Origin of the sequence: Streptococcus halichoeri, assembly GCF_019774635.1 — a bacterium.
Lineage (GTDB): Bacteria > Bacillota > Bacilli > Lactobacillales > Streptococcaceae > Streptococcus > Streptococcus halichoeri.
In genome coordinates, this window is the sequence record NZ_CP081502.1 from 101,726 (window position 1) to 115,576 (window position 13,851).

Sequence of the window (13,851 nt, forward strand, 5' to 3'; positions counted from 1 at the left end):
ATTGGAGTTCGCATGCAAACAACGGTTTCTTATATTACTAGCTTAGCTAATATCCCCTCGCCGACAGGCTTTACGGCCAAGATTATGCAATATGTGGCATCAGAATTACAGGCCTTTGGCTATGAGCCGATTTTGACGGCTAAGGGCGGCTTGATGGTTACAGTGCAAGGGCAAGACGACCAGCACCGGCGGGTGGTGACGGCGCATCTGGATACGCTGGGTGCCATGGTGCGAGCGATCAAGCCTGACGGCCGGCTCAAGCTGGACTTGGTGGGTGGCTTTGTTTACAATGCCATTGAAGGTGAAAACTGCACTGTGCATGTGGCTAAGACCGGCCAGGAGATTTCTGGCACCATCCTCATGCATCAAACCTCCGTGCATGTCTACAAGGATGCCGGTACAGCTGAGCGCAATCAGGCCAACATGGAAGTGCGGCTAGATGAAAAGGTCACAACAGCAGAAGAAACAGCCGCTCTAGGCATCGAGGTTGGAGATTTTATTTCCTTTGATCCACGGGTGGTGGTGACTGAGACCGGCTTTATCAAGTCCCGGCACTTAGATGATAAGGTCTCTGCTGCTATCTTGATGAAACTCTTACAAGACTACAAGACCAAGCAGATCACCCTGCCTTATACGACCCACTTTTACTTTTCCGCCTTCGAAGAAGTCGGACACGGGGCTAATTCGAGTCTGCCGCCGCAAACCCTTGAATACTTGGCAGTGGACATGGGAGCTATGGGTGATGACCAAGCCACAGATGAATACACCGTCTCCATCTGTGTCAAAGATGCCTCTGGCCCCTACCACTATGACCTACGCCAGCATCTGGTGGCGCTGGCTCAGGCGCAAGCGATTCCCTATAAGCTAGACATCTATCCTTACTATGGCTCAGACGCTTCAGCCGCAATGCGCGCAGGTGCCGAAGTCCGCCATGCCCTTCTGGGTGCAGGAATAGAGTCCAGCCACTCCTATGAGCGGACACACACGGACTCGGTCCAGGCCACAGAGCGACTGGTCGACGCCTACCTCCAAAGCCCCATGCTAGGCATCAAGCCCTAACCAGCAGGCACTGCTACCTCCTCAAAGCCTTGTGGAGGTTTTTTGGTTGGCTTGCAGGGACTGGGCCGAGCAGAGCAAAACGAGCAAAAGCCTGGGCTCACGCCTTAAAGCTCGACGCGGCAAGGAGCTTGTTTAGTGGATTTTATAATTAATTACTAATTTATTAATATTTACTAATTTTGAACTCATTAAACCCTTACCTTTAGGAGAACCTTCTAGTATAATAAATCCTGTTAGGTAGAAAAACGGCGCCAAGTTTGCTAACTAGCAAATATGGAGAAGAAGGTAACTAAAATGAAAATAGTCAAGAAAAAAGCAATCGCTACAGTGGCAGTCCTTGCCCTAGCAGGCATTGGCCTAACACAAGTGTCAACTGCTTCTGCCGACACAACTAAATGGGACCCAACTACTGTTGATTTGTATCGTGGGTTTATTAAAATTTATAAAACTCATCTCCCAAATAGTCTTACAGCACAACAAGTCGAAAAACAATTTGCCCAAAAAACGGGGATTTATTGGGAAGACGCTGATCACGATTTAGAGGAGCAACTCTCAGATGCAGTTTTGGGAGATTTGCTAATCCATTATCATTCAACTTCAAAAACTAACAAAGCTAACTAAAAGCAAATGACTAGGCTTGCTACTATAATTTAAATTATAAAAACCGATCCTTAATGAGCCTTTTAAAAGGCTTATTTTTTATTAATTTATGAGTTTTTGATTAGCGTAAATTTTAATGAAAGGGTTTACTTGCAATAGTCCTCCATAGTATAATAAAGGTGTTAGAAGCAAAAGAAACGGCGCCGTTTTTAAAGTCTAACAAAGAAAGTAAGGTAATTCACATGAAACAGTTCCGCAAAAAAGCAATTGCTTCTCTAGCTGCCCTTGCCTTAGCCAGCCTATTTAGCCTAACACAAGTAACAAGTGTTTCAGCTGATGATTATACTCAACATCAAATTACCCAACATGAAATTTCCATTTCTACGTATCGTCGAGAAATCAAACTATTTAAAACTTTGCTAATGCAAAAATTTTTTGGACAAAGTCATAATCGAATTGATATGTTGACCAAAATAGAAAACTTAGAAACTGAATTTCTCAAAAATAATAAAAGATCCGAAGAAAATATTGTATGGAAAGAAGGATATAGTCGCTCTGCTCCAGACACTAACTATTTTGCTGGTGAACTAGAGGATAGTTTCACAACAGAGCAATTTAAAAAATTTGAAAAAAGTGATGGGGAAGCTGCTAAATTAGCTGATGAATATCTACATAAATTAATGGAGTTTTATCAAACAAAATTATAAAAATGAAAGGGAAAAATGAAAAAATAATCACTGTGCTAACTGTCCTTACTTTGATGGGTCTCTTTAGCCTGACACAAGTAGTAAGTGCTTCTGCTAGCCAAGCTTCAAAATACCCTATCCCGACTATTGACGCCACAACATACCTCCGAGAAATTAAATACTTTAAAAAATTATTAGAGCAACGTTTTCGTGACCAAGGTACTAAATGGACAGATGCTATTGACAAACTCGAAAAACTAGAAGCAGAATTCATCGCTAAAGCTAGGTTTGGTGAGGGTGTAGTCTGGAAAGAAAAATATGGTAGCACTGATAGAGACGGGAACTTTTATGCGCGAGAATTGGAAGATAGCCTTACTAAAGAACAATTTGAAAAGTTTGGCAAGTCAAAAGAAGAAGCTGCTAAATTAGCTGATGAGTTTCTACAAAAGCTCGTAGACCATTATGAAAACGAATATTATGAAAAGCTAGTATAGTAATTCAACGTATAACTACAAATAATAAAGGAAACAACAACATGAACAAAAAATCAATCGCTGCACTAACTGTGCTTGCCTTAACAAGCCTATTTAGCCTAACACAAGTAACTAGCGCTTCTGCTGCTGAACAAGGTACAATGACTGTGCAGTCTATGAGCGATACAAATACGCTTCGCCAAAAAATCAAAGATACAAAAGAGCAATTAAAGAAAAAATTTCAGGACAACAGTGGCCCTGCAACGGCAGAGATAGACATGGACAGCCTAGAAAAGGAAATTCCTTTTATGATTAGCAGCTTTAGAACACGTCACTATGACTGGTATCAAAAGAACGAATTTCCCACACGTGATTTAGAAGACAAACTCACTGATACGAGTGAATTAACAGATTTGCTCAATCAGTACAAAAAATTCTTAAACGGTCAACAATAACCACTAATCCAACCACTCAGGCTTAGCCTATTTTCCTGCGAACGTGAGCGGCTGGCCGAGCCGAGCCGCTCAGCGCAGCCATTTGCTCAAAAGCCAAATAATGCGCCTCTAAAAGCTTTGTGCTGGGGCCTCGTACTCTCTCTATAATAGTTGTTTACCAAGGCTGGCACGCTGGTTTAGGCTCAAAAGGCTTAACAAGCGCCGTTTGAAAAGCCAACCTTTTTGTGGCTGACTCCCCACCAGGAAAAGTTAGCTGGCTTGATAGGACTCAGTTGAACCAGGGCCAGGCACACAAAAAAGAGACATCTAGCAGCTTGCTAAGCAAGTTGGTGATGTCTTCTTTTTTTGTTTTATCTTAAGGACTAGGCAGGCAGGGCTAGCAAGCTAGCTATCTGGTTAAGCCTTAGTTTTCTTCTTTGCGTTTGCGAGCAAGAATCCCAGCAGAAGCCATAACGGTTAGAGCTGCAGCTGTAAAGAATGGGTTGCTTGCTGCTTCACCAGTTGATGGTAATTGTGCAGCCTTGTTGTCCATACTTGGTGCCATCGGTCCAACTTGAGGAGCTGATGCGTGGTTAGCTCTGCCCATCTTGCCTTTGGTATCTGCAGCTTGATGTGCTTTACCTTGTGGTGCAGCTGGAGCCTCAGATCCTTTAGGTGTTTCTTGAGCTTTTTTCATGTCCTCAAGTTCTTTTGTCTTATCGGCTAGTTGTTGTTCAAGTACTGCTAATTTTTTATTGAGCTCTTCTTGGTTTGCTTGAAGGGCTTGGTTTTGTGCTTGTGCTTCTTCAAGCGCTTTAGCTTGTTCAGCTTTTAATTGCTCAATTTGGGCGTCTTTTGCGGCCAAGTCATGTTTAGCTGACTCAAGCAAACGGTCGTAGGTAGCTTGGTCGGCAGCTTGTTTTTCTTTAGCAGCAGCGAGCTGTTGATCAAGTTCGTCCCTTTGTTTAAGGAGGTCACCAATTTCTTGGGCAGCTGAGTCTGCGCGTCTTGCAGCGTCTTCTTTGTTGGTCGCTAATTCTTGCTCTAAAGCTTCACGCTTGTGCAGGAGCTCACCAATCTCTTCAGCAGCTGCTTCACCACGTCGTTTAGCATCTTCGGTAACAGTTGCTAATTGTTGCTCAAGGGTAGCACGCTCACCCAACAAGCGGCCAATTTCATCAAGACCTGATTTTCTATTTCTTTCAGTATCTTCAAGCTTAGTTCTTAATTTTTTCTTGACTTCTTTTAGTCTGTCAACTTTTTCTCTCAGAGTCTTATTTTGCTCAGTTTTTTTCGCTAGTTTCTCTTGACTAGCATCACGTTCTTTCAAAATTTGATCGTAATTTTTGTCTTCTTTAACAAACACCGGAGCTGCATGCGCAGTTGTCCCCACGCTTGCTGCACCAAAGAGGCTGGCTGCTAGCAAGCTGCTGGTGAGAACTTGGCGGCAGAGCGTTTTTTTAGCTGTTTCTTTTTTCATTTTTCTTCCTTTTCTCCTCTAAAATCCTTAGGCCAATCAGCATATGATTGACGAGCGATAGGTGAGTCTACCGCTAGGTTCGTCCTCATTATAGTCTGTTCGAGGAAGCGAGAAAAGGCCGCTTTTATTTGATTTTAATTAGTTTTTGATTAATAAAAGATTGCCAAAAAATAGCGGGATGAGAAATTTATGGTTGGCTACATCATGTCGGCAAAAACACCGGATTAGGGCGACTTGTAGGCGTTCCCCAAGCTCGCACAGACTTAAAGTCAGCAATCCCTGAGGTCTGCAATGATGATTTTGCCTTTTTTGTGAACTGCTCTGTAGCAAGGCCAACTGTCGCGGGACTGTGGTCGCACGCTCTTTTGCTGACTCCTGCTTTTTCCCTTTGCGCCTGAGCTGACTGCTAGCTGGGCGATTTCTCTTAGACTTAGCTGGAGGAGGCCCAATCTGCTTCGACTTCTAGGCCATAGTGGTCGCTAACGATCGGGGCCTGGCCGCCATCAAAGGTAATGGCGGAGCGTTCAATGTAAAAGTCTGCACTGGTGAGGATATGGTCAATCTTATAGGGTTCTTTGCTATCTTGCCAGCCATCAATAGCAGCTAAGATGCTATGATCCCCAAGGGACACATGGGCTATCTGATGGCTGTCTTGGAGCTGCAAGTCGCTAGCCATCATCAGGCGGTAACCAGCCAAATCGGTGGGGTTGTTAAAGTCCCCCATCAAAACGAGCGGTCCATCTATTTGCTTGAGACGCTGCTCGAGTTTTGCCCATTCCTTGGCAAAGCCTTTTTCATACCAAGAAGCGTGCAGGCTGACAAAAGTCACTGCCTGGCCGTCCAGCTGTGTCTTGGCAATGAGCACGCGCCGGGTGTGGTAGTCCAAAGGATCATCCACTTCTGAAATGAGCAGGCTCTCTGGGGTGAAGGGCGTTTTTGAGAGAATAGCTACGCCTTCTTGGTAAATGTCATAGCCGATGTGATTATAGGTCCAAGACCAGTAGTAAGATCGGCCGTGCTTTTGCAGGTAGGTGACCAAAAGCAGGGCGTAGTTGTCCCGATGAATAATCGGTGTCCCTTCAATTGCGAGATAATCATAACAATTGATTGCTGGACTGCTATCTGTTAATTGGTTAATCTCTTGTAGGCAAATAACATCATAATCCTGAGCTAAAATATGCTCTGCCAGGTCAAATAATTTTTTCAAAGCATTGACTTCCATCCATGAATGGGTATTGATGGTGAGCCATTTCATCATTTCTATTTCTCCTTAACTTTAGTTGAACAAGAAGAGTGATAGCCTGCCACATGCAGAGAATCTATCACTCTTTTTGCCTATAGTTGGACAGTTGCTACAGCTGTTTTGGCGGCTTGTTTGCCGGTCTTGTCCAGTTGGACTGCTTGAATGTCCGTTTGGTTGGTAAAGACGACAACTACTGTTGTCTCGCGGTTGGCCGAGCGGATAGCGGCTAGGTCTGCCACTACCAAAAGCTCACTTGCAGCCACACGTTGCCCTTCTGTAACTTTCACAGAGAAAGGTGCGCCATTTAAAGCAACCGTATCCAACCCCACATGAACCAGAACTTCCAAACCATTATCAGTAAGTAAACCAAAGGCATGCTTGGTCGGAAAGACGCTAGTAACCAGGCCAGTAACGGGGGCATAAATATGCCCGCTGCTAGGTTCTACTGCAAAGCCATCACCCATCATCTTGCCAGCAAAGACTTGATCATCTACTGCCGTAATGGGCATAACTTCTCCGTCAGCAACACTGAGAATGGTTTCTTTGGCATGCTTAATGTGGCTGCTAGATTGGGCTGTTTGGCTGCTTGAGAAGTCAGCAGCTGGAATAATCGCCCCAGAATCCAATAAATCTTGAATATCTGATTTTAAAATATCAGCTTTTGGCCCATATACGGCTTGCACACCATTGCCCTTGACAATCAAGCCCATAGCGCCAGCTTTTTTCCAAAGGTCTTCAACACCAACCTGAGCAGGTTCTTTGACCGTCACGCGCAGGCGAGTCATGCAGGCATCCACGTCAGCAATATTGTCAGGGCCGCCCAACAAAGAAATAATCTTTACAATTTGTGAATCAGCAGCAGCGACCGGGCCTGCTTTAGTAGCAGACTCTGTCTCACTTAGCATATCTGCATCATAGTTACCAAGGCGGCCAGCTGTCGCCAGATGCATTTTCTTAATCATAAAATCGGCAATGACATACATGATGGCAAAAAAGAGGAGTGACACCCAGACAAAGTTAAGCAAATCCATGCCAAGACCGGCCTTGATGGCCATCGGTGTCCGAGTCAACAACTCAATATTACCAAAGGAATGCACCCGCAAGTGCACAAGATCGGCCATGGCAAAGGAGGCCCCTTGTACCAGCGCATAGACCAAGTAAAGTGGCATAGCTGCAAACATGAACATGTATTCCAAAGGCTCGGTGACCCCAGTAAGGAAAACAGCTGCCGCAGCCGAGATGAACATCATCTTATACTTGGCTTTTTTATCTGGGTCGACATTGCGATACATGGCTAAAGCAACCCCCATGAGCGTCCCTGTAGCACCAATCATTTGCCCAACTTTAAAACGAGCCGGAGTGACGCTGGTCATTAAATGATGATAGGCTTCTGTTTGGCCTGAACTTTTCAAGCCAACCAAATCTGTAACCCAGGCTAACCAAAGTGGGTCTTGGCCAAACACCTTAGTACCAGCACTTGCTCCGGTCATAACCTCATAGGTACCACCCAAAGCAGTGTAGTTCATGGGAATGGTCAACATATGGTGCAGGCCAAATGGCAATAAGAGCCGTTCCAGGGTTCCATATAAGAAAGGAGCCAGGATTGGGGCAGAATCTTGCGAAGAAGCAATCCACATGCCAAAGCCATTAATTCCTGATTGGATCAAGGGCCAGATGAGCGCTAAGCCAAGTGCGACTAGCGTGGAACGTAAGATAACCACAAATGGCACAAAACGTTTACCATTAAAGAAAGTTAAGACTTCAGGTAATTTGCGATAATTATAGTATTTGTTATAGGCAGTAGCTCCAACAAAACCAGCAATGATGCCGACAAAAACCCCTGTATTTAGGGCTGGTGATTCCAAGACACTGGTAAAGTAGTCCTTTACAATCATCGTGGTCCCAAGAAAGCTCTTGATCTTGGCATTAGGGTCAGCCAGCATGGCTGCATTGACACCATAAATAGCTCCAGTAATGCGATTAATCAAGACAAAGGCTAAACCTGCAGCAAAAGCTCCACCAGCTCGTTCTTTCGCCCAGCTGCCACCAATTGCTAAAGCAAACAAGAGGTGAAGATTGCCAATAACGCCCCAACCTATCTGAGCAATCACATTACCAATAGTTACCAAGGTTTGTGACTGGGGGTTAATCAGTGGGATAGAATTCCCAATACTAACCATTAAACCCGCAGCAGGCATAACGGCAATAACTACCATGAGACATTTTCCGAATTTTTGCCAGAATTCGAAACTAAACAGTTGCTTGAATGATCCTTTCATTCGACCTCTCCTTTAAAACGAGGCGCTACAAGCAGCTATAAAAGCTCTGAGCGACAAGTATGTAATCGTTTTACGCAAGCGTTTGCGTTATGTGTTTTTATTATACCTGCCTGGCCACGATTTGTAAAGCGTTTTCTTAAACCTTTCTGTGACTTTTCTGAGCACCTCCTTGCTATCGTTTAGTCGCTTATCTGTCAATTGGTTCTGCTAGGAAGCAAACAGCAAAATAAGTCAGCTCCAAGTCTTTTGGGCAAGCTTTTGATAACTGTATTGAGGCTTTGGTAACTGTCGTTGACCTTAACAGCCTAGCTCTTGCTCCTTGTGTAACAAATGGCGCTGCACCAAGTACAAAGCCTTCTCGCACCTAGCGGCTTGAAGCTACTGATGATTGATGAACCAGACAAGTATTTACCTGAACTATACGCATAGAGTCTGGCACAATCTCACTATGATATAAAGGCCAATTTCTAACATATGCCAGCTTGCCTGGCTGACTGCAGTACTTAGACTCGTCTGCCCCTCCTGCCACATGTGACAGGGCGATAGGATCTAAAAGCTCAAACTGGTTCATTTTTGTATGCATGTTAACAATCTCCTCTAGTATCATTTTCAGCTCTGACAGTACGTCAGAGTGCCAGTATAACATGCAAATCGAAGGAGGCGACTGCTTTTTCCTGAAATGCTCCTAAAAAGTCTTAAACGGTAAAAAGATAAGTGGGGCGCTGCTTTAGTGTTCAGCAAAAAAAGCTGTACCCGGCTAAAGCAAGACTTAAATAAAAAGTATTTGCTGCTAAAGACTCCTGCCCAAAGCCAATTGAACTTCATAGAAAACTTATCCCAACAAGAAAAACCGCCACCTGGACGGTAACGGCGGGCAAAATCTGCCTATGCGCTGTTTAGAGTTCTAGCCGGGCAGAAGGCGCGGGCCTGTCAGCTGATCTAAGAAGTCTAGCTCCGAGCCTACTGATGAGCAAACTGACAAGAAAGCATAATTGCACTGCGCAAGTCAACCTTGCTTGCTCAATCTTTCTCAGGCACGTGGTTTGCCAGCTATCAATGCTTGGCTTTTAACAAAGCCTTAGCCTTGTAGCTCAAGGGCATAACTAAGGGCGCTTAAGGCATAGAGCGGCGCTGTTTCTGTCCGCATAATCCGTGGGCCTAGACCCACTAGCTGTGCACCGGCCGCCTCTAGCTGAGTGACCTCTTGGGGTGAAAGCCCCCCTTCTGGCCCAAAGATAAGGAGCAACTTTTGACCCGGTTTGATTTGGGAAAAGGCTCGCGCTAAGGCTGCTTGCTCACCTCTTTTAGCCGCTTCTTCATAGGCTACCAAGATAGAGTCAAAGTCAGATAGCTGCGCTAAAAAATCAGCCTGACGAGGGAATAAGCGGACAGCTGGCAGCCGGTTGCGCTTGCTTTGCTCGGCCGCTCCCAAGGCGATCTTAGCCAATTTCTCTTCTTTTTTGGTGAGTTTCTTGCTGTCCCACTTGACCACTGACCAGTCTGCAGGAAAAGCCCAAATAGCATGGGCGCCAAGCTCAGTCACCTTTTGGGTGATCAAATCCAGCTTGTCACCCTTAGGGAAACCCGAGGCAATGGTGACCTCAACTGGTAACTCAACGCTGTCTGTCAGAGTCTCAAGGATTGCTAGGGTGTAAGCTTGACTGTCTGTGACCTGGGCCAAGTATTTTTGGTGGTCAGTAAACACGATGATCACCTGGTCTCCCTCGCTCAAGCGCATGACGTGAAACATGTGCTTAATGGTCGCTTTGTCGCTAATAGTCAGCTCTGTTACTGCTGGGCTATTGATAAAATACTGTTGCATTAGCCGCCGATCACTCCTGATATGTCATCTGTTTTTTTAAAGACAAGGGCGTTCCACTCGCCTTGTATCATATGGGTTTCAAGGAAAAAGCCTGCGCTAAAAGCAGCTTCTAGTACCAGGTCTAATTTCTCTGAAATGATCCCTGATAAGATTAGATAGCCCTCGTCTTTGACCAAGCGGTAAGCATCATCAGTTAGCTGTACCAAAATATCTGCCAAGATATTAGCGACAATCACGTCTGCTTTTTGGTCGCAGCCTTTAAGCAGGTCGCCAGTGGCCACATGAATCTTTTCGCCACCCGGGTTCAAATCAATATTTGACTGAGCCACGCGCACCGCCACATCATCTAAATCATAAGCGTAGATGGCTTTGGCGCCAAGGAGGCTACTAGCAATGGAGAGGACACCAGAACCTGTGCCCACGTCAATGACCGTTTCACCGCCGCGAAGAACTTGTTCCAGGGCAAAGAGGCTCATCTTGGTTGTGGGATGCGTGCCTGTGCCAAAGGCCATACCCGGATCCAGCTTGATCACTTTTTCTTGTGGCTGGGCTGCGTAGTCAGTCCACGAGGGCACAATGGTCACATCATGAGTGATGCGAGCTGGCGCATAATATTTTTTCCAATTTTCAGCCCAGTCTTCTTCTACTAATTGATGGCTTTCAATAGTGGCTGGCCCCACTTCTAAACCTGAATGCATGAGCCTTTGTAGCCCTGCTTGAATGCTTGCTTGGACCTCTGTCAGATTCATGGTATCTGGGAAATAACCCGTTACCGCTACTACTTCTGACTGCTCTATATCTGGGTACAATTCCCCAAAGCGATCTTCCTGACCAATATAGTCTGCACTATCAGCAATGGCTACGCCTTGACTACCTGCCTCAATTAAAATATTAGAAGTTGCTTCATGCGCATCACGATGCACATGAACCGTCACTTCTTGCCATGTTTCCATATGGATACTCCTTGTTCGTTTTTGACCATTTTTTAGGTTCTGGGCTACTGTATCATCTCGTGTTTCATCTTAGTACCTTGGGTAAGGGTAATGTGTCCCCTCTTCTAGTCCTTGTTGACCTTCTTCAAAAGCTTGCGCGTTCCATTCTAAAGCAAAATCAACCTTGCTGTCATCAGCTAAGAAATCCATTAAATCGCTGTGCCCTTCAATAGCAACATCGTTGAGAAATTGTGCAAAGTAAGCTAAGAATTCACGAGAGAAGCCCTTTTTAGCGTCAAAAGGAATGGTAACCAAATAATCTGCTGCATCAAATTGAGACTTGGCAGGGTTGTAAAAGAGCACGTAGTCCTCAAAGACAATGTCGTCTTGGGTCACTTCTCCACTGTCGTCAATGGTTTGGATAGCTTCTTTATTTTGGGCTTCTAAAATAAAAGTCAGCTCAACCGCATGATTTTTCTTATCCCAATCCATAGCATAATCATAGTGAAAATACTTGTCCATCTCTTCTTCTAATACTGATAAAAAGCCAAATTTTGCCATCTTTTTTATACCTAATCTTTCTAAACGCTGATATATAAGGTTTTGTAAGACCTCATTCGTTTACTTAAAAATGTTTTGTGTCCCTTTTTGTGTACTAAATACTATTTATTGCTTTTTCAAAGAATGAAACTGCTTCTTTTTCTTTGTCCTTGGATAAGTGAGAATAGACATCCAAAGTCATGGCTAGGGTTGCATGACCTAATCTGTATTGTAATTCTTTATAACTGATACCAGCATTCAATAAGAAGCTGGCATGAGTGTGCCTAAAAGCATGAAAAGTAAATCTAGGTATACCCGCTTCTCTACACACTCTATCTAAAGCGCTTTGTCTTACGAATGTATGAAAATACTTCCTTGGCAACACAATATCACGCGCAGGATTGTACTGAATTAACTGTAATAAGATACCATGCTGTAATATCCTGTTTGTGATTGACCGAGCGTTAACATAATTAATAGTCTTCTTTGATAAATCATTGATGAACGTTTGAACATCACTAGAGGTGATTTTATCTAATGTCATCTTACCAAAATAAGGCAGGATATGCTTGTTTAACATGCTTACCGTACTATTGTAGCTTTGAGGCTTCAAGGTCATTTTATAATTAATCAGCCACATAGCAGTTAAATCTTTAAAAGTCTTAACTTGTACTTTCTTTGAAGCCGTCTGACCGTTCGCTTGAAACTCATACTTGGCTAACTTGATATTATTCTTTAATTCTTTCTTGGTTCGCCCTGATACACTGGTCCTAGCTTTCTTACCTGTTACCCGGTCAACACCAAGATAAACACTAGCACGATAAACGATTGTACCGTTTTTCTTTTTGTATTCTGTTATTTTCATATTCTTACCTCTTCTAACCACCCACAAGCAAGTAAAGGAATTAGATAGGTAAAGTCAGTAATTGGCGTTACTGAAATATTGGAAAATAGTGGAATTTGGCGCGTGGGTATCAGATAGTCATGATTTAGATGTCAAACTTCCGTCAACTTCACCAATAATTCTAAAGTAGCGCCGACCAAAGTTGAGTGCAGGGCTTTTTTATTTGTTATCTAATTTTTTCAATTCTTGAAGAGCTTTTTGATTATTGTTAACAAGGGTTTGATACTGTTCTTTAGCTATTCGGTTTAGTTCTTTTAGTCGAGTTGGGCTATCAATTCCAGATTTTATCATTTCAGAATTGAGTAATTGGATGTTATTGATAACCAGCAGTTCCTCAATACTAGCGTTATCTCTTAGATTCCCTTCTTTATTTGGAAATTGTTTTTGAAATTGCTTGGCAGTCATCCCAAAGACAGCGACATTCACAAGGTCTGCTTCATTGGCATAAGCGTAACGTTGTTGGGCTGGTGTGATGGTTGGAACAATGTGTTCTTTAACAGCATCAGTTTGAAAACCATAATTGAGTTTAGATAGGTAGCGATTGGCTCTCCACTCAATTTGATTCTTATAAGCTTCCTCTTGCTTTAGTATTTGGTAGTCTTGTATGATGTAGAGTTTGAACTCTGGGGAAATCCACGAAGCAAACTCAAAAGCAATATCGGAATGAGCGTATGTACCTCCACCACGTCCTGAACGTGAGGTAATGCCGATTGCATTTGTTGAAGAAATCCATTTTTGAGGAGACAATGTAAAACTATTTAATCCAGCTTGATTTCTAAAGGTGTCGAATTCGACCCCTTTAAAATTTGGATTGTGTAACTTTTCCCATGCTCCTAGAAATTCAATTGTGTTTCTGTTTCTCATCCAATTTTTGACGACCTCTTTAGGCTCAGTTGGATTGCTGTACCTAGCAATATCAGTCAAACTGATGTAGTCAGTATTATCTGTAAGTAGTGTAATTTCACTCCCGTTTGCCGTAATTTTTACCATATCTTACATTCTTTTCTAACATTTCCTTTATTGACAAAAGCGCCATTTCGTCAATACATAAAAAGCCAAATTTTGCCATTATGTTTCCTGTAATCTTTCTAAATATTATGAGCTTAGGAGCCTGTGGGCTTAAGTGCTGCCTTGCACCATCAAATCAACTCCGCTTAGGCTGCTAAATATAGAAGTTCCCTTCTCTATCAGCTGGCTTAAAGAGAGCCAAAATAGCACTGATAAGAGCCAAAAAGTGAGGAATGAAGGTCCAGCTAAAGATTAGGTATAGGATGCCTCGACCTGTTTGTCCGGCATAAAATTTATGGACACCAAGTCCACCTAAGAAAAAGGCTAATAGAATATAAATCACTTTGTTTACTTTTCTTGGCATCGGTATTTCCTCCTTAATGAACACTAA

Annotated in this window: 13 protein-coding genes and 1 pseudogene; 5 read left to right on the forward strand and 9 right to left on the reverse strand. The window is 43.5% G+C overall.

The window, feature by feature from the left end; genetic code table 11:
• Positions 1-12: 12 nt before the first annotated feature.
• From K5J94_RS00550 to K5J94_RS00570, 5 genes are all read left to right on the forward strand, one after another.
• Complete coding sequence (locus K5J94_RS00550; RefSeq protein WP_221913132.1) at positions 13-1,059, forward strand: M42 family metallopeptidase; 1,047 nt, start codon at positions 13-15, stop codon at positions 1,057-1,059.
• A gap of 294 nt (positions 1,060-1,353) precedes the next feature.
• A complete protein-coding gene (locus K5J94_RS00555; RefSeq protein ID WP_159564508.1) occupies positions 1,354-1,680 on the forward strand; it encodes a hypothetical protein in 327 nt (108 codons plus the stop codon).
• A gap of 158 nt (positions 1,681-1,838) precedes the next feature.
• The gene (locus K5J94_RS00560; protein ID WP_221913134.1) at positions 1,839-2,366 is read left to right on the forward strand and encodes a hypothetical protein; all 528 of its coding nucleotides are present in this window, start codon (positions 1,839-1,841) and stop codon (positions 2,364-2,366) included.
• 2 nt (positions 2,367-2,368) lie between these two features.
• Positions 2,369-2,839 carry a hypothetical protein gene (locus K5J94_RS00565; RefSeq protein WP_221913136.1) on the forward strand — a complete coding sequence of 157 codons (471 nt, stop codon included), beginning with the start codon at positions 2,369-2,371 and terminating at the stop codon, positions 2,837-2,839.
• A gap of 41 nt (positions 2,840-2,880) precedes the next feature.
• Positions 2,881-3,273, forward strand: a complete 393-nt coding sequence (locus K5J94_RS00570) for a hypothetical protein (protein WP_221913139.1) — start codon at positions 2,881-2,883, stop codon at positions 3,271-3,273.
• A gap of 403 nt (positions 3,274-3,676) precedes the next feature.
• Here K5J94_RS00570 and K5J94_RS09710 read toward each other — a convergent pair.
• The 9 genes and pseudogenes from K5J94_RS09710 to K5J94_RS00615 form a co-directional block, all read right to left on the reverse strand.
• Positions 3,677-3,796, reverse strand: a pseudogene (locus tag K5J94_RS09710) (LPXTG cell wall anchor domain-containing protein); the annotation flags it as partial.
• 1,366 nt (positions 3,797-5,162) lie between these two features.
• Complete coding sequence (locus K5J94_RS00580; RefSeq protein WP_221913141.1) at positions 5,163-5,990, reverse strand: endonuclease/exonuclease/phosphatase family protein; 828 nt, start codon at positions 5,988-5,990, stop codon at positions 5,163-5,165.
• Positions 5,991-6,067: 77 nt separating this feature from the next.
• Positions 6,068-8,254 (reverse strand): PTS transporter subunit IIBC, encoded by a 2,187-nt coding sequence (locus tag K5J94_RS00585; protein ID WP_221913143.1) that lies wholly within the window; start codon positions 8,252-8,254, stop codon positions 6,068-6,070.
• A gap of 1,078 nt (positions 8,255-9,332) precedes the next feature.
• Entirely contained in the window at positions 9,333-10,076 is a 744-nt protein-coding gene (locus K5J94_RS00590; protein ID WP_221913145.1) for a 16S rRNA (uracil(1498)-N(3))-methyltransferase, read from the reverse strand.
• Positions 10,076-11,029 carry a 50S ribosomal protein L11 methyltransferase gene (gene prmA, locus K5J94_RS00595; RefSeq protein WP_221913147.1) on the reverse strand — a complete coding sequence of 318 codons (954 nt, stop codon included), beginning with the start codon at positions 11,027-11,029 and terminating at the stop codon, positions 10,076-10,078. Before prmA ends, K5J94_RS00590 begins: the two co-directional genes overlap by 1 nt.
• A 69-nt stretch (positions 11,030-11,098) precedes the next feature.
• Positions 11,099-11,569 carry a DUF3013 family protein gene (locus K5J94_RS00600; protein ID WP_159721090.1) on the reverse strand — a complete coding sequence of 157 codons (471 nt, stop codon included), beginning with the start codon at positions 11,567-11,569 and terminating at the stop codon, positions 11,099-11,101.
• Between the two features lie 94 nt (positions 11,570-11,663).
• The gene (locus K5J94_RS00605; RefSeq protein ID WP_221913150.1) at positions 11,664-12,413 is read right to left on the reverse strand and encodes a tyrosine-type recombinase/integrase; all 750 of its coding nucleotides are present in this window, start codon (positions 12,411-12,413) and stop codon (positions 11,664-11,666) included.
• Between the two features lie 198 nt (positions 12,414-12,611).
• Positions 12,612-13,442, reverse strand: coding sequence for a KilA-N domain-containing protein (locus K5J94_RS00610; RefSeq protein ID WP_221913153.1), 831 nt, complete (start codon positions 13,440-13,442; stop codon positions 12,612-12,614).
• 172 nt (positions 13,443-13,614) lie between these two features.
• Positions 13,615-13,824: a TM2 domain-containing protein gene (locus K5J94_RS00615; protein WP_159544471.1), complete on the reverse strand. Its 210-nt coding sequence runs from the start codon at positions 13,822-13,824 to the stop codon at positions 13,615-13,617.
• Between the last annotated feature and the right edge of the window lie 27 nt (positions 13,825-13,851).